General features: G+C 71.2%; 13 protein-coding genes. 3 read left to right on the forward strand and 10 right to left on the reverse strand.

Features of this window, described 5'->3' with window-relative positions; translation table 11 throughout:
* Nucleotides 1-39: 39 nt before the first annotated feature.
* From P3T41_RS05350 to P3T41_RS05365, 4 genes are all read right to left on the reverse strand, one after another.
* On the reverse strand, nt 40-1,449 hold the full coding sequence (locus P3T41_RS05350; RefSeq protein ID WP_280688184.1) for a CHAP domain-containing protein: 1,410 nt from the start codon (nt 1,447-1,449) through the stop codon (nt 40-42).
* Between the two features lie 93 nt (nt 1,450-1,542).
* Nucleotides 1,543-2,790, reverse strand: a complete 1,248-nt coding sequence (locus P3T41_RS05355) for a transglycosylase family protein (protein ID WP_280688186.1) — start codon at nt 2,788-2,790, stop codon at nt 1,543-1,545.
* A gap of 110 nt (nt 2,791-2,900) precedes the next feature.
* Nucleotides 2,901-3,050, reverse strand: a complete 150-nt coding sequence (locus P3T41_RS05360; protein WP_280688188.1) for a hypothetical protein — start codon at nt 3,048-3,050, stop codon at nt 2,901-2,903.
* A gap of 148 nt (nt 3,051-3,198) precedes the next feature.
* The gene (locus P3T41_RS05365) at nt 3,199-3,603 is read right to left on the reverse strand and encodes a hypothetical protein (RefSeq protein ID WP_280688190.1); all 405 of its coding nucleotides are present in this window, start codon (nt 3,601-3,603) and stop codon (nt 3,199-3,201) included.
* A 115-nt stretch (nt 3,604-3,718) separates the two neighbouring features.
* On the opposite strand from P3T41_RS05365, the gene P3T41_RS05370 reads away from it, so the two are divergent.
* The gene (locus P3T41_RS05370) at nt 3,719-4,714 is read left to right on the forward strand and encodes a LuxR family transcriptional regulator (RefSeq protein ID WP_280688192.1); all 996 of its coding nucleotides are present in this window, start codon (nt 3,719-3,721) and stop codon (nt 4,712-4,714) included.
* Nucleotides 4,715-4,733: 19 nt separating this feature from the next.
* Here the strand turns inward: P3T41_RS05370 and P3T41_RS05375 are convergent, their stop codons facing one another.
* The 5 genes from P3T41_RS05375 to P3T41_RS05395 form a co-directional block, all read right to left on the reverse strand.
* Complete coding sequence (locus tag P3T41_RS05375; RefSeq protein ID WP_280688194.1) at nt 4,734-5,417, reverse strand: Clp protease N-terminal domain-containing protein; 684 nt, start codon at nt 5,415-5,417, stop codon at nt 4,734-4,736.
* A gap of 49 nt (nt 5,418-5,466) precedes the next feature.
* Complete coding sequence (locus P3T41_RS05380) at nt 5,467-5,694, reverse strand: hypothetical protein (RefSeq protein WP_280688195.1); 228 nt, start codon at nt 5,692-5,694, stop codon at nt 5,467-5,469.
* A gap of 79 nt (nt 5,695-5,773) precedes the next feature.
* Nucleotides 5,774-9,163, reverse strand: a complete 3,390-nt coding sequence (locus P3T41_RS05385) for a tetratricopeptide repeat protein (protein WP_280688196.1) — start codon at nt 9,161-9,163, stop codon at nt 5,774-5,776.
* Between the two features lie 270 nt (nt 9,164-9,433).
* Nucleotides 9,434-9,760 carry a trypco2 family protein gene (locus P3T41_RS05390; RefSeq protein ID WP_280688198.1) on the reverse strand — a complete coding sequence of 109 codons (327 nt, stop codon included), beginning with the start codon at nt 9,758-9,760 and terminating at the stop codon, nt 9,434-9,436.
* Between the two features lie 83 nt (nt 9,761-9,843).
* Nucleotides 9,844-11,004 carry a beta-eliminating lyase-related protein gene (locus P3T41_RS05395; RefSeq protein WP_280688199.1) on the reverse strand — a complete coding sequence of 387 codons (1,161 nt, stop codon included), beginning with the start codon at nt 11,002-11,004 and terminating at the stop codon, nt 9,844-9,846.
* A 322-nt stretch (nt 11,005-11,326) separates the two neighbouring features.
* On the opposite strand from P3T41_RS05395, the gene P3T41_RS05400 reads away from it, so the two are divergent.
* On the forward strand, nt 11,327-12,229 hold the full coding sequence (locus P3T41_RS05400; RefSeq protein ID WP_280688200.1) for a M23 family metallopeptidase: 903 nt from the start codon (nt 11,327-11,329) through the stop codon (nt 12,227-12,229).
* A gap of 28 nt (nt 12,230-12,257) precedes the next feature.
* Here P3T41_RS05400 and P3T41_RS05405 read toward each other — a convergent pair whose 3' ends face one another.
* On the reverse strand, nt 12,258-12,881 hold the full coding sequence (locus P3T41_RS05405) for a TetR/AcrR family transcriptional regulator (protein WP_280688201.1): 624 nt from the start codon (nt 12,879-12,881) through the stop codon (nt 12,258-12,260).
* A gap of 283 nt (nt 12,882-13,164) precedes the next feature.
* Here P3T41_RS05405 and P3T41_RS05410 point away from each other — a divergent pair, with 283 nt between their 5' ends.
* Nucleotides 13,165-14,766, forward strand: coding sequence for an MDR family MFS transporter (locus tag P3T41_RS05410; RefSeq protein ID WP_280688203.1), 1,602 nt, complete (start codon nt 13,165-13,167; stop codon nt 14,764-14,766).
* Nucleotides 14,767-14,774 lie beyond the last annotated feature (8 nt).

Consider the following 14,774-nt stretch of genomic DNA (forward strand, 5'->3'; position numbering starts at 1 on the left):
ACCGTGAGGTGAGGCCGGGGCCGAGACCGACTGATGGGGTCAGGCGCTTGCGCCGCCGGGGACGGCGGTCCAGTTGTTCCAGGTACCGGCGTTGTAGTCCGCGTCGCGGGTGTAGACCGCGCCGTCGGCGGCGACGGCGTAGATGTGGTTGACGTTGCCGATCGTGGCGCTGGTGATGGACTTGAGGTTGGAGGTGTCCATCTTGGTCCAGGTCGACCAGGCACCGGTGGTGTAGTTGCCCTCGTTGTCGTACAGCGCGCCGTCCGAGCCGATCAGGCTCAGGTGCACCACACCGTTCGACGCGGAAGCCGAGACCGCCTTGCCACCGGAAGCGCCGCCGGGCACGGCGGTCCAGTTGCCCCAGGTACCCGCGTTGTAGTCCACGTCACGGCTGTAGACCGCGCCGTCGGCGGCGATCGCGTAGATGTGGTTGACGTTGCCGATCGTGGCACTGGTGATCGACGTGAGGCTGGAGGTGTCCATCTTGGTCCACGTCGACCAGGCACCGGTGGTGTAGTTGCCCTCGTTGTCGTACAGCGCACCGTCCGAGCCGATCAGGCTCAGGTGCACCACACCGTTCGACGCGGAAGCCGAGATGGCCTTCGCACCGGACGCAGCACCGGGGACGGCGGTCCAGTTGCTCCACGTCCCCGCGCTGTAGTCCGCATCCCGGGTGTACACAGCGCCGTCGGCGGCGACCGCGAAGATGTGGTCGACGTTGCCGATGCTGGCGCTGGTGATCGACCTCAGGTTGGAACTGTCCATCTTGGTCCAGGTCGACCAGTGCCCTGACCCGTAGTCACCGTCGTTGTTGTACTGGGCACCATCGGACCCGACCAGCTCCAAGTGCACCGTGCTGCCCGTCGCGGACGCCGACAACGCACCCGCGCCAGAGGCCGACGTCGACGGAGTGGTGTCGCGGCCACCGACCGGGCTGGTGTAGCCGCTGACGCGCTGCGAACCGTAGTAGCCGCTCGCGCTGATGCTCCCACGGGTGACCATGCCACCGCCCTGGTTGCCGCCGATGGTGCTGACGCTGCCGTCGGAGTTGACCGAGGTGACGATCGAGACGTGATCGGCGTAGCCGGCTCCGTTGTAGTTGAAGATCGCCGCGTCACCGACCTGCGGAGTCTGGTGCATCCCCGCGCCGTAGGTGGCGAAGCTCCCGGCGCCGGCGGTGATACCGGTGACGTCGACGCCGTCCTGGGCCCAGACCCACTTGGCGAAGTCGGCGCACCAGGACTCGCCGTTGGTGCTGGTGTAATAGCCGGTGCCGCCCGCGCTGTTGGTGCTGGACGGGCCGTTGCCCAGGTTCGCGGCGGCGATGCCGACGATGGTGGTGCCGACGCTGGCGGAGGCGGCGCCGGTCTCGGCGAGCAGCAGGGTGCCGGTGAGGGCGGCGATGGCAAGGGCGGCGCTGAGGACGCGGTGGGACTTACGAGCGGACATGGCGGTACTCCCAATCGGCATGGCGGTAAGTGGTCTCAGGGGGACCGGCGTGACGATCCCGGAGGGCGCCGAAGGCGCTCTCGAAACTGGGGGTCAGGCGCTTGCGCCGCCGGGGACGGCGGTCCAGTTGTTCCAGGTACCGGCGTTGTAGTCCGCGTCGCGGGTGTACACCGCGCCGTCGGCGGCGACCGCGTAGATGTGGTTGACGTTGCCGATGGTCGTGCTGGTGATGGACTTCAGGCTGGAACTGTCCATCTTGGTCCAGGTCGACCAGGTACCGGCCGTGTAGTTGCCCTCGTTGTCGTACAGCGCTCCGTCCGAGCCGATCAGGCTCAGGTGCACCACACCGTTCGACGCGGAAGCGGAGACCGCCTGGGCACCGGCGGCGCCGCCGGGCACGGCGGTCCAGTTGCCCCACGTACCCGCGTTGTAGTCCACGTCGCGGCTGTAGACCGCGCCATCGGCGGCGACCGCGTAGATGTGGTTGACGTTGCCGATGGTCGTGCTGGTGATGGACTTGAGGCTGGTGCTGTCCGTCTTGGTCCAGGTCGACCAGGTGCCGGTGGTGTAGTTGCCCTCGTTGTCGTACAGCGCTCCGTCCGAGCCGATCAGGCTCAGGTGCACCACACCGTTCGACGCGGAGGCGGAGACCGCCTGGGCGCCGGAAGCACCGCCGGGGACGGCGGTCCAGCTGGTCCACGTTCCCGTGCTGTAGTTCGCGTCGCGGGTGTAGACCGCGCCGTCGGCGGCGACGGCGAAGATGTGGTCGACGTTGCCGATGCTGGCGCTGGTGATCGACTTGAGGTTGGAGCTGTCCATCTTGGTCCAGGTCGACCAGTGCCCTGACCCGTAGTCACCGTCGTTGTTGTACTGGGCACCATCCGAGCCGACCAGCTCCAAGTGCACCGTGCTGCTCGTGGCGGACGCCGACAGCGCACCCGCACCAGAAGCCGGCGCCGACGGAGTGGACGGGTACGGGGCGGCCGTGTCGGCGCCAAGTCCCGCCTGCGGGCCGCAGACCGGCCACGCGCCCTGGCCCTGGGAGGTGAGGACGTTCTCGGCTATCAGGATCTGCTGCTGCTCGGTGGCCAGGTCGGCCCGCGCGGCGTACTTGGTGCCACCGAACGCGGCCCAGGTGGAGGAGCTGAACTGCAGGCCGCCGTAGTAGCCGTTCCCGGTGTTGATGCTCCAGTTGCCGGTGCTCTCGCACTGCGCCACCTTCTCCCAGGTGGCGACCGACGCGGCAGAGGCCTGTCCGGTCATCATCGCCTGAGTGGCCAGTGCCGCTACCGAAGCGATGGAAAGTGCGACAGCGGACTTCTTACGGTTGTTCTTGGGCATGGCGGGGCTCCGAGCAGAGTCAGTGAAGCGACGGTGGATGAGAACCGGGCCGGCGAGACGGAAGGCTGCCCTGCAGGAGCAGCCGTCGGCGGTGCGGCCGGCGGGGTGGGTCAGGAGCCCCAGATCAGGTTGTCCGGGGTCACCGAGGCCGCGGTGGTGACGGCGGGGTGCACGGTGGCCGCGCCGGCGACGGCGGGGAGCGAGAGGGCGGCGGCGAGGGCGATGGTGGCGACCGCGGTGGCCTTGGCGATACGGATCATGGTCGTGATTCCTGTTCTGCGAAGAGTGGCTAGGAGGTGATCCGGTCTCGCGTCCCGCGGTGACGCTTCGTCCGGTGGTGCCCGCCGGGCGGTGCTCCCTGCTGGCGAGTACTAGCTTCGTCGCAGGTCACGGCCCATGGAAGAGAGATCAACTGGACGGAAGCGGCCCTGGCCCGATCAGTCCACCGAGGCCGGAAGAGGACAGCAGCCGGTCGTAGAAGGGCGCGACGAGCGGAGCCTCGGCGCTGACCAGCTGCCAGCCGCGCAACGGGGAGACATCCGTGACCCAGCGTCGGCCCAGTCGCTGCGCGCGCTGCTCCGCCTCTCGCAGGCTGTCCGCCATCAGGTAGAGGCCCAGCGTCGGATACGGCACGGCGTCGGGGTGCACGGCGATGTGCTCAAGGCGGTCCTCGGGCACTGTCATGGCACCGAGCAGGGCGGCCAGCCGGGGAGGAAGGTCGACACCGACCGCCGGCGGGCGCAGCTTTGCGTGGATGAGGTACATGCCGTCGACCATCCCAAAGCGGCCATCCGGCATATAGGGGATCAACATGGACGCTTCGGTCCCTGGCCCAAAGAGGCCAGGGACGGCGCATGGTTCGCAAATGTGAATGTGCGACGATCGCACCCATAGGAATCTTTTCGAGTTCACCATGGGGGATCTGCGCGTGCTGGCGAGTCTTGGCCTCGATGTCGCCTCGGAGGCGGTCTACCGCGCGATGCTGGCGCATCCGCAGGACGATGTGGCCGCGCTGGTCCAGCGGCTGGGCGTCTCAGAGGACTCCGTACGGCAGGCGCTGGACACCCTGAGCGAGCTGGCGCTGCTGCGGCCCTCCCACGAGCGGCAGGGCGAGCTGCGGGCCGTGTCGCCGGATGTCGGCATGGAGATCCTGATGGCCAGGCAGCAGGCCGAACTCGCCGCGCAGCAGCTACGGATCGAGGCCTCCAGAGCCGCCGCCGCACAGCTGATCGCGGAATACGCCGAACTGCGGCCCGCCAGCACTCATCCCGGCGTCGAGCAACTGGTCGGGCTGGACCAGATCCGTGATCGCCTGGTGACCGTCGGGCGGGAGCTCCACACGGAGGTGATGACCTTCGCCCCGGGCGGCGGCCATACCGAAGCGGACATCGCGGCGGCGAAACCGCTGGACCAGGACCTGCTGGACCGGGGGATCCGGATGCGAACCGTCTATCTGGACAGCGTTCGCAATAGCCCGGCCACGGTCGAGTACGTCAACTGGCTCGCCGGACTGGGCGGTGAGGTCCGCACCGTGCCCGCCCTGCCGACCCGCATGATCGTCGCGGACCGGACCACCGCCATCATCCCCGTCAGCGGCGACGACGCGGCCGCAGGCGCCGTCGTCCTCACCGGCCACGGCACCCTCGCCGCGCTCTGCGCGCTCTTCGAGAGCGTCTGGGCCGGCGCACAGCCGCTGGGCGAGGCCGCACCGAAGGGCACGAACGGGCTGAGCCCGCAGGAGGCGACGGCCATCCGGCTGCTCGCCGACGGACTCACCGACGAAGCGATCGCCAAGCGGCTCGGGGTCTCGCACCGCACCGCGCGGCGCCTCGCAACCGAGTTGATGGAGCGCCTGGGCGCCCGGAGCCGGTTCGAGGCCGGCGTCCGCTCGGTTCAGCACGGATGGCTGCCCGGCCGCAGCTGACGCCGGCTCGGTTCGCGCGCTACGCCAGGCCGGCCTCCACCGCTGCCTTGGTGAGGCCGAGGGTGCTCAACACCCCCTCGCCGTGCTCGAATTCGAGCAGCGCGAGCAGGATGTGCTCGGTGCCGACGTAGTTGTGGGCCAGTCGGATCGCCTCGCGGAAGGTCAGCTCCAGCACCTTGCGGGCGCCCGCGTCGTACGGGATGAGCTCGGGCACCTCGGCAGCCGCGGCGGGCAGTGCGGCGCTCACGGCGGCGCGGACGGCGTCGGGGGTGAGGCCCTGGGCGGTGAGGGCCTTGGCGCCGAGCCCGTCAGGCTCGTGCAGCAGGCCGAGGAGCAGGTGGCCGACGCCGATCTCCTCGTTGTGGGCGGCGCGGGCCTCTTCCTGGGCGGCCATCACCACGTGGCGGGCGCGGTCGGTGAAGCGGCCGAAGCCCTGACTGGGGTCGAGGTCGGAGGGCTCCCCCGGGTCCTTGGGCACGAACCGCTTCTGCGCCGCCTGCCGGGTCACCCCCATGCTGCGCCCGATGTCGGTCCAGGACGCGCCGGAGCGGCGGGCCTGGTCGACGAAGTGGCCGATCAAGTGGTCGGCCACGTCGCCGAGGTGGTCGGCGGTGATGACCGCGCTGGAGAGCTGCTCCAGGACGTCGTCGTTGGTCTTCTTGATGCCGTCGATGAGGTCATCGAGGCGGATGGAGTGCGTCATGCGTCAACCGTAGGTTGACAGCAGTGGCCCGTCAACCCCGGGTTGACACTTACTGGCCGCCGAGCAGGCCCTGGGTCGCCGTGGTGGTGTTCGGGGCCGCGGCGGCGGGACCGTGGTGGTTGCCGAGCAGGGAGTCGACGATGGGGTTGTTGCCCGCCAGGTTCGGCCTGGTGCCGTCGCCGACCACGGTGTCGGCGTGGGCCGCGCTCGGCGCCGCGAGCGAGGCCGCGAAGCCGACGGCGAGGGAGGCGACGGCGAGCATGCTGCGCTTCTTCATGCGCTGGATAACGAGGCGGCGGGCACCAGGTTTCGCCACTCGCGCGGGTGACTTCTGCCGGTCGGCGGATGCCGCGGCGTCACCCGGCGGCCCTCAGGCTCTCCCGTACCGCCACCGTCAGCGGATGCGCCTCGCTCAGGTAGGTGAGGCACAACGCCAGGGTGCGGCCCGCGAGTTGGGCCGCCTCCACCGGCTCGCCGGCCGCCCAGTGCGCCTTGGCCAGCTGGTGGCGGGTGCGCAGCGTGTCCGGGTGGCGCTCGCCGAGCAGTGCCCAGCGGTCGCTGAGCACCGCCCGCAGCAGGTTCACCGCGCGCGCCGGGTCGCCGGTCAGCCGGGTGGCGACGCCCAACTCGTAGCGCAGCGCGAGGGTTTCGGGGTGCTCGTCGCCGACCGCCCGCTGGGCCTGCTCCAGCGTGGTGTGCAGCAGGTCGAAGGCCGAGTCGCGCTCGCCGAGGCCCAGGTAGGCGACCGCCAGGTGCCGCCGGGCGGCGAAGGTGGCGGGGTGGGCCTCGCCGTACACCCGGGTGCGGGCGACGTCGATGGCCTCCAGCAGCGGGACGGCGCGGAACTGGTCGTCGGCGGTGAGGTAGGCGGCGGCCAGCCGCAGACCGGCCGCGAGGGTGGTCGGGTAGTCCTCGCCGAGGGCGCGCACGGCGTCGGCGTGGACCTGCTCGAGGGCGGGCAGGGCGCGGGAGAGGTCGCCGAGTTCGGCCAGCGCGGTGGCGGCGTCGGTGCGGATGACCAGGGTGGTCCGGTCGTCCTCGCCGAGGATGCGTTCGGCGTCCGGCAGCAGCCATTCGAAGGCGGTGATCGCCTTGGCCAGCGCGCCGTTGTCGCGCAGCGCGGTGGCGTGGTTGCCACGGGCCTCCAGGGTCGAGCGGCTCTCGGGCCCGTGCAGTTCCTCGGTCTGCGCCTTGAGCTGCTCGAAGAGCGGGACGGCCCGGTCGGTGGCGCCGGCCGTCAGGTAGGCGGTGGCCAGCCGACCCCGGATGTGCAGCAGGTCGGCCGCGGCGGCGGCCGACTCGGCGTCGGCGAGCAGCTGCTGGTAGCGGGCCAGCGCTCCGCTGAGCCGGCCGCAGTCCAGGTAGGCGTCGGCCAGCCGCAGCCGGGGGGCGAAGGTGTCGGGGTGGCCCGCGCCGTAGACCGTCTCGGAGAGGGTGACCAGCTGTTCCAGCACCGGGATCGCCTGGCCCAGGTCGCCGGCCTCCTGGTAGGCGCGGGCCAGCATCTCGCGGGAGGTCAGGGCGTCACGGTCGCTCTGCTCGGCGGCGATCCGAGCGTTGACGGCGACCAGACGGGTCAACGCCTCCTCGCCGCCCATCCGTTCGAGCAGCCGGCAGACCAGCCAGAGCGGCAGGTCGGTGTCCGAGCCGAGCAGCGGCAGCAGTTCCTCGCCGATCGCGAACAGGCCCTGCCACTCGCGCTGTTCGAAGGCGGCCTGGTTCTCCACCGGGTACAGCCGCAGCATCGGCAGCAGCGCGCCCAGCACCTCGGCGCGGATGTCCTCGTCCAGCACCGAGGCGTAGGGCAGGCAGCTGGCGGCGATCAGGCGCAACCAGCGTGCCTCGCGCGGCTCCTGGCGGGCGTCGGCGTCGGCCAGCAGTCCGTGCAGCAGGCGGGCCCGGTCGGGGGGCGGGCAGTGGCCGACGGCCATCCGGATCACGTCGGCCCAGTGCTCGTCGGTGGCCTTGTCGACCAGCAGGCCGAAGGAGCGGTCCTGGGCGAACTCCCGTCCGGCCAGGTAGTCCTGGAAGGTGCGGTGGACGAACTCGAAGGTGTCCACGCTGGTCTCGGTGAGCAGACCGGTGCGCTCGACCAGGTGGCGGAGCATCTGTTCGGCGTCGATGCCGGAGCGGGCGGCGGGCAGGCTGGGCAGCACCGAGTCGATCTGGCGCAGCGCGTCGCTGCGGTCGCCCTCGTGCTGGCCGTTGAGCACCAGCCAGCGGGCCATCCGTTGCAGCGGGGCGAGTTGCTCCTCACGGCCGAACTGGTGGCTGAGCGGCTCGACGACCACCCGGCGCTGCTTGTCGCGGCGCAGCAGCAGCATGTCCAGGGCGAGTTCGTAGAGTTCCATCTTGCGTCGGGGCAGCGCGCCCTCCCACTCGCTGTGCAGGGCGCAGATCATCGCGCAGAGCAGCGGGCTGTCGGTGAGCAGTTCGAGCTCGGGCGACTGGCCCAGGGTGCGCCGCAGGGAGTGCTTGCGGGCGCGGAACTCGTCTTCCAGTGCTTCGAGTTCGGTGTCGGTCAGCTGCTCGGGGGCGGTCGCCTCGGTGGTGGCGCGTTCGGCGGCCAGGGCGGCCAGGTGCCAGCGGTCGATGAACCGGTTGCGGTCCCACTCGTCCATCGGGCAGAGCAACAGTTCCTCGAAGCGCAGGTGTTCGAGCCAGCGCGCGGCTACGCCGGAGGGTCGCACGGTGACCAGGGTGAAGCAGTTCGGGTGGGAGGCGAGGAGTTCGGCCAGCCATTCGCCGGCCTCGTCGCGTTCGCTCTGCGGGATCTCGTCCAGGCCGTCGACCAGCAGGATGGCCCGGCCGGTGGCGAAGAGCCGGTCGGCCCAGCCGGGCGGTTGGCCGTCCGCGACCGGGCTGCGGTCCATGGCGAGGAACTCCGCGGGGACCGGCTGCAGGTTGCGCAGCTGGAACATGGTGCGCAGGCGCAGCACGAACGGGACGCGGTAGTTGAGTTCGGCCAGCTCGCCGACCAGGGTGCCGGCCACGGCGTTGACGGCCAGCCACTGCAGCAGGGTGGTCTTGCCGGACCCGGCCTGGCCGCGCAGCAGGACCCGGCGGCGGTCCTTGAGCATGCCCTCGACCCGGCCGCGCCGGTCCGGCGGGCCGAGCAGGGTCTCCCCGCTGGGCACGGCGTCGCCGCGGTGATCACGCCAGGCGCCGGGGCGGGCGGCGGCGCGCTGGGGGTCGGTGAGCTGGACGGCCTGCAGGCTGAGGTAGGCGGTGCCGAGGTCCCAGGGCAGCGACTGCGGCAGACCGAAGATCTTCAGCCGGCCGTGCTCCTTGCCGATGCTGCGGGCGTAGCGCTCCTCGAAGGCGGCGTCCCTGCGTTCGGCCTCCGAGATGCCGAGCACCCGGACCGGCGCGGGCAGGTGGCGGGCCAGCAGCTCGGCCAGGCCGGGCGTGGCGAGCAGCGGGACGAGCGGGATCAGGCCGAGCTGGGAGTGGTGCCAGATGCTGGGCGCCAGGTCGGCGGTGGCCAGGCCGAGCAGCAGGCCGTTGAAGACCACCGGCGCGCCCGACATGCCGGCCCACGGGGAGTCGACGCCGGCCACCGGGCCCGGCGGCGGGTGCTGGGTGCTGAGGGTGTGCCGCCCGGTGCCGATGCCGGTGCCGGGGGCCAGCGTGCCGACCAGCTGGTGGCTGCGCAGCACCACGCCGTCCTCGCGTCCTGCGGCGGGGTAGCCGATCGCGTGGCAGAGCGGTAGCGGCTCCAGGCCCTCGATCCGGCCCCAGGGCAACGGGCTGAAGGCGGCGGCGAGTTCGGGGCGGACCAGGTCGCGGGCGGCCAGCAGCAGCGCGAGGTCGCAGCTGCCCGTCGGGCGCGCGCCAGAGCACCGCGCAGCGCACCCAGCTCACCCCGCCGCCGGGGACGGCGGCCTCGATCCGGACGGGGGCGGCCGCGGCGGGCGGCAGCAGGTGGGCGACGGTGAGGATCAGCCGTCCGGTGAGCAGCAGCCCGCTGCCCTGCGTGGCCGCCCGGACGGCCGCGACCCGCTGGGCGGTCAGGCTCAAAAGCCCTCACCGCTGCCCAGGTCGGGGTTGCCGACCAGGACGTGGCCGTCGGGGCTCTGGGAGTCTCTGGGGGTGAGCGAGACGGTGATCTTGTGGCTGCGGGTGCGGCCGGCGCCGGCCGCGGCGTCGGCGTGCAGTACCCAGGCCTTGACGCCGCCCTTGGCCGTCACGTCGCGGCGCAGCTCGACGGAGAACTCCAGCTCCACCGGGCCGACCTCGAACTGGAACCGCTCGCCGGCCGCGCGTTCGGCCGCCGCCACGAGCTGGCGACGGATGGCCTCGATCGCCTCCGCGAGTTCGATGTCCGCGAACCGGTCGTCCATGTCGCCCCCACCTGGATCGAGCTCCGTCGATTGACCGGTCCACGACCGATCGCTCATCAGCGTTGACGATGGGCGAGTTTGCGTCAACCCCGACTCGGGTCGGCCAGTTTGAGGAAATCCGTGAACGAGTCCGTGACCTGCGCGGGGTTCCAGTCGAGGGCCGGCGTGAGGGCGGTCACCTCGGTCATCGCCAGGCCCGGTTGGCTGGACTCCGTCCAGGTGCCGAAGAGCGCGTCGCCGCTCAGCTCGGCGTGGCGCAGGTTCGCCTCGGTGAGCCGTTCGGGCGGGTAGGGCAGCAGCAGTTGGAACTGGTGGGTGTGCGGCGGATCGGGGTTCAGCCGGCCGCCGGGCACCCGCGCCAGCGCCGGGCGCAGCCCGTCCGCCAGCCGTTGAGCCTGTGTCAGGTAGTCGGGCAGTCTGGGCAGTTCGCGGTCGAGCGCGGCCAGTGCGGAGAGCGCGGCGGGCCACTGCTGGTAGACCAGTCCGCCGTAGCGGTGGCGCCAGCCGCGGGCCTCCTGGATCAGTGCCCGGTCGCCCGCCAGCGCGGCGCCGCTGATCCCGCCCAGCGCCTTGTAGAAGGAGACGTAGACCGAGTCGCCCAGCGCCGCGAGCTGCGCCAGCGGCCGGCCGTAGTGCGCGGCGGACTCCCAGAGCCGGGCGCCGTCCAGGTGCACCACGGCCCCGCGCTCGCGCGCGACGGCCACCAGGTCGGTCAGCTCGCTCCACCGGGGCAGCAGGAACCCGGCGGCCCGCAAGGGCAGTTCGAGCATCAGGATGCCGTACGGCTCGTCGAATCCGCGCAGTTCGGCGGCGGTCGCCAGCCGCGCCGCGGTGGTGGGCCAGACCGCGTCCAGTCCGGTGAGCCGGCGGTAGGCGCGGCGCTCGTGGGTCTCCAGGTGGAACAGCGGATGGGTGGCGACCACCGGATCGCCGCCGCGTCGGGCCCAGCAGCGCAGCGCGACCTGCTGGGCCATGGTGCCGGTGGGGAAGAAGAGTGCGGCGGGCTTGCCGAGCAGCTCGGCGACCCGCTCCTCCAGTTCGGCGACCACGCCGTCACCGTAGAAGTCGGGCCGCTCCAGCGGTCCGACGGCGCTGCGCGCATCGGCGCCCAGCTCCGCCAGGCGTTCGTGCAGGGTGACCGGGCGCGCCCCGGAGAGGATCCGCCGGCCGGCCCGCCAGAGGGTGAAGCGGCGGTCCGCCGCACTGGACACCGAATCCGATCGACCGTTCGACTCGTAGGCCATCCCTCGATGGTCCATCAGGCGGGCGGTGCGCGGAATGCCCGCGACAGAAGCGGTGGTGGCACTCGTCACAGCAGGGCGAGCCGATGGGAGGGCAGATACGAGGGCCGATAGTAGACCCGCCGATGATCCGATCAGTGGACCAATCCGCCGATCGCCTGAAAATTTGAGACGCCTTCCACTACACGCCGTCGTAGCTGATCGGATTTCGCTACCACCTCATCGACGGTTACATCTGTAGGGTCCCCCGCCGAGCGCCCGCCAGGGCCGGCTCCGCGCTGTCCCCGAACCCCCGTCCCCGAACCGCTGCGAGGTCGAGCACACGTTGTCCGTCGAATCGTCCGTCGAAGTCGAGCCCGTCGAGGTCGAAGCTGTCGCAGTCGAAGCTGTCGAAGTCGAAGCTGTCGAGCCCGCCATCGAGTCGGCCGCCACCACGGTGCGCCGCACCGCGCCGCCCGGGGTCGGCCCGTACGCCGTCTTCCGCGGGCCGCACCGGCGCAAGGCGATCTCCTCGGCGCTGGCGGGGGCCGCGTTGCTCGGGGTGGGGCTGGCGGCGGTCCCGGGCAGCGCGGTGGCGCAGACGGTGCACCCGACCACGCCCGACAGCTCCGCGTTCGGCGTGACGCACGGCAGGGTGCCGTTCGACAACCTGGTGCAGGTGGCCGACCCGAGCGCGTACCAGCTGCCGCAGGGGGCGGCGTCCTCCCAGCAGGCCGTCGCGGTGGCGGGCAACCTGGCGGCCGCGGCGGCCCCGCAGGAGCACCCGGCACCCCCGGCGCCGCCCACCCCGTCCACGCCGCCCGCACCGCCGGCCCGGCCCGACTGGTCGGCCCCCGCGCCGGGCGCGCCGATCAGCAACGGCTTCGGCCACCCCGATCCCGGCTACGCGGCCGGCTACCACACCGGCGTGGACTTCGCGGTGCACGAGGGCACCCCGCTGGTCGCGGTCGGCGCCGGCAGCGTGGTCTCGGCCGGCTGGGCCGGCGCCTACGGCAACGAGGTGGTGCTGGAGCTGTCCGACGGCCACTTCGCGCAGTACGCGCACCTGTCGCGGCTGGACGTCGAGGCCGGCGACCAGGTGACGGCCGGTCAGCGGATCGGCGCCGCCGGCAGCACCGGCAACGCCACCGGGCCGCACCTGCACTTCGAGATCCGCACCACCGACACCTACGGCGCGGTGATCGACCCGGTCGCCTACCTGCGGGCGCACGGGGTCACGGGCCTCTGACAGCTGGGTCGGCGGCCCGACCACGGCGCTACCGCGCGTGGATCCGGGCGGAGTTCTCCAGCGCCACGGTCAACGCGGCCGCCATCGCCGCCTCCACCGACGCCGTCCACTCCGGCCCGCCCGGCGTGCAGCCGTTCGGCTGGTTCAGGTCGTTCTCCAGGTCGTTCTTGAGCACGAAGAACGCCGAATTCACCGAGAACAGCGCCATGGTGGCGCGCAGCCGGTCCTCGAAGCCCGCGCCCGGGCCGTGCACCAGGCTGACCAGCTTGCCCATCCGCTTCTTGAACTCGAGCCCGGACGGCGAGTCGCGCAGCGCGGGCTGGTTCTCGTGGAAGAACCGCAGCAGCGGGGCCCGCTCGGCCGCGCCCGCCGCGAACCGGCGGATCAGCTCGTCGCGCACCTCGGGCGACCAGGTGTGCAGCTCACCCCAGGCGATGGTCGCGTCGATCGGCGCCGCCATCGACTCCACGATGCCGTGGACGATGTCGTCCTTGGTCTTGAAGTGGTAGTACAGCGCCGCCTTGGTGACCCCCAGCCGGTCGGCGATCTCCCGCAGCGAGGTTCCCTCGTAGCCCTGTTCCGAGAAGAGCTCCAGCGCGACCTCGATGATCCGCGCGCGGGTGCCACCGCGGGGGCTCTGCGACGTACTCATGGCTTCGTGGCCTGCCTAGCTAGCTGCGGTAAGGGACCGTCGTGGTCGAGTCGCACCCGCCCACGTCATGCGGACATTCTGGCCGTCCGCAACCTCGTGACCGAATTCGGCTTGACGCCTGGCTTATCCAGACCTTACCGTGCCAGCTGAGCAATAACTAGCCGGTCGGCAAGTAAGTCCAGCTAGCAGCAGAGCGAAGCACAGGACGCAGCCGACGACAAGAGGCCGTGAACCGCGAATCCCACGCGGCCCACGGTCCGAACGCGCTTTCGGGAGAGGCACCATGGCACAGCAGCAGGTCGACGCCAAGGCGGAGAACCCGCCCGAGGGCGTCGCGGGGGAGGCCGGCGACCAGCGACCGGCCCGTACGCACCGGGAGATCAGGCTGGTGATGATCGGCCTGGTCATCACCATGATGCTCGCGATGCTCGACAACCTGATCGTCGGCACCGCGATGCCCACCATCGTCGGTGACCTGCACGGGGCCAACCACCTGTCCTGGGTGGTCACCTCGTACACCCTGGCCACCGCGGCGGCCACCCCGGTCTGGGGCAAGCTCGGCGACCTCTACGGCCGCAAGGGCACCTTCCTCACCTCGATCGTGATCTTCCTGATCGGCTCGGCGCTGGCCGGACTGTCGCAGAACATGAACGAGATGATCGCCTTCCGCGCCCTTCAGGGCCTGGGCGCCGGCGGTCTGATGGTCGGCGTGATGTCGATCATGGGCGCGCTGGTCTCGCCCCGCGAGCGCGGCAAGTACCAGGGCATGTTCGCCGCCGTCATGGCGATCGCCACGGTCGGCGGCCCGCTGCTGGGCGGCTTCATCACGGACCACTTCAGCTGGCACTGGATCTTCTACATCAACCTGCCGCTGGGCCTGGTCGCCCTCGCCGTGGTGTGGGTCACGCTGCACCTGCCCAAGGTCCGCTCCACCGCGAAGATCGACTACGCCGGCGCGGCCCTGCTGACCATCGGCATCGTCTCGCTGGTGCTCATCACCACCTGGGGCGGCACCCAGTACGCCTGGGGCTCCAAGCACATCATCGGTCTGATCGTGCTGGCCGCCGCCGCGCTGATCGGCTTCTGCTACGTCGAGCAGCGGGCCCAGGAGCCGATGCTGCCGCTGAGCCTGTTCCGCAACCGCGACTTCACCGTGGTCTCGATCATCGGCTTCATCGTCGGCTTCCAGATGTTCGGCGGCGTCACCTTCCTGCCGCAGTACCAGCAGATAGTCCAGAACGCCTCGGCCACCAACTCCGGCCTGCTGCTGATGCCGATGATGTTCGGCATGCTGGTGGTCTCGCTGGTGGTCGGTCAGGTGGTCACCAAGACCGGCAAGTACCGGATCTTCCCGATCATCGGCACCGTGGTGATGGGCGCCGGCTCGCTGCTGCTCTCCACCATGGGCACCGGCACCACCCGGCTGACGTCCAGCATCTTCATGGCGGTGCTCGGCGCCGGCATGGGCTTCCTGATGCAGATCACCATGCTGGTCTCGCAGAACAGCGTCGAGCTCAAGGACATGGGCGTGGCCAGCTCGACCGCCACCCTGTTCCGCACCATCGGCGGCTCCTTCGGTGTGGCGCTGTTCGGCGCGATCTACACCAACCGGATCACCGACACCTTCAAGGGCGCCCCGGGCGCCGGCGCGGGCGGCGGGGTCGACCAGATGACCCCGGCGAAGCTGCGCGCGCTGCCCGATCCGGTGCAGAACCTGTTCCACCACGCGGTGTCCAACGGCATCCACTCGGTCTTCATCTGGGCCGCGCTGATCAGCCTGGTCTCCGTCGTGGCCGCCCTCTTCCTGAAGGGCACCCCGCTGCGCGGTGCCGGCCAGGGTGCCGAGAAGCCCGAGAGCAGCGACATGGCGGCGATGGCGCACTGACGCCGGCC

The sequence above is a fragment of the Kitasatospora sp. GAS204B genome (assembly GCF_029892155.1).
Taxonomy (GTDB): domain Bacteria; phylum Actinomycetota; class Actinomycetes; order Streptomycetales; family Streptomycetaceae; genus Kitasatospora.

Coding starts and splice junctions, on each gene's coding strand:
- P3T41_RS05405 (WP_280688201.1), bottom strand. CDS start 12,881: ATGAGTACGTCGCAGAGCCCCCGCGGTGGCACCCGCGCGCGGATCATC.
- P3T41_RS05390 (WP_280688198.1), bottom strand. CDS start 9,760: ATGGACGACCGGTTCGCGGACATCGAACTCGCGGAGGCGATCGAGGCC.
- P3T41_RS05395 (WP_280688199.1), bottom strand. CDS start 11,004: ATGGCCTACGAGTCGAACGGTCGATCGGATTCGGTGTCCAGTGCGGCG.
- P3T41_RS05365 (WP_280688190.1), bottom strand. CDS start 3,603: ATGTTGATCCCCTATATGCCGGATGGCCGCTTTGGGATGGTCGACGGC.
- P3T41_RS05410 (WP_280688203.1), top strand. CDS start 13,165: ATGGCACAGCAGCAGGTCGACGCCAAGGCGGAGAACCCGCCCGAGGGC.
- P3T41_RS05380 (WP_280688195.1), bottom strand. CDS start 5,694: ATGAAGAAGCGCAGCATGCTCGCCGTCGCCTCCCTCGCCGTCGGCTTC.
- P3T41_RS05375 (WP_280688194.1), bottom strand. CDS start 5,417: ATGACGCACTCCATCCGCCTCGATGACCTCATCGACGGCATCAAGAAG.
- P3T41_RS05350 (WP_280688184.1), bottom strand. CDS start 1,449: ATGTCCGCTCGTAAGTCCCACCGCGTCCTCAGCGCCGCCCTTGCCATC.
- P3T41_RS05360 (WP_280688188.1), bottom strand. CDS start 3,050: ATGATCCGTATCGCCAAGGCCACCGCGGTCGCCACCATCGCCCTCGCC.
- P3T41_RS05355 (WP_280688186.1), bottom strand. CDS start 2,790: ATGCCCAAGAACAACCGTAAGAAGTCCGCTGTCGCACTTTCCATCGCT.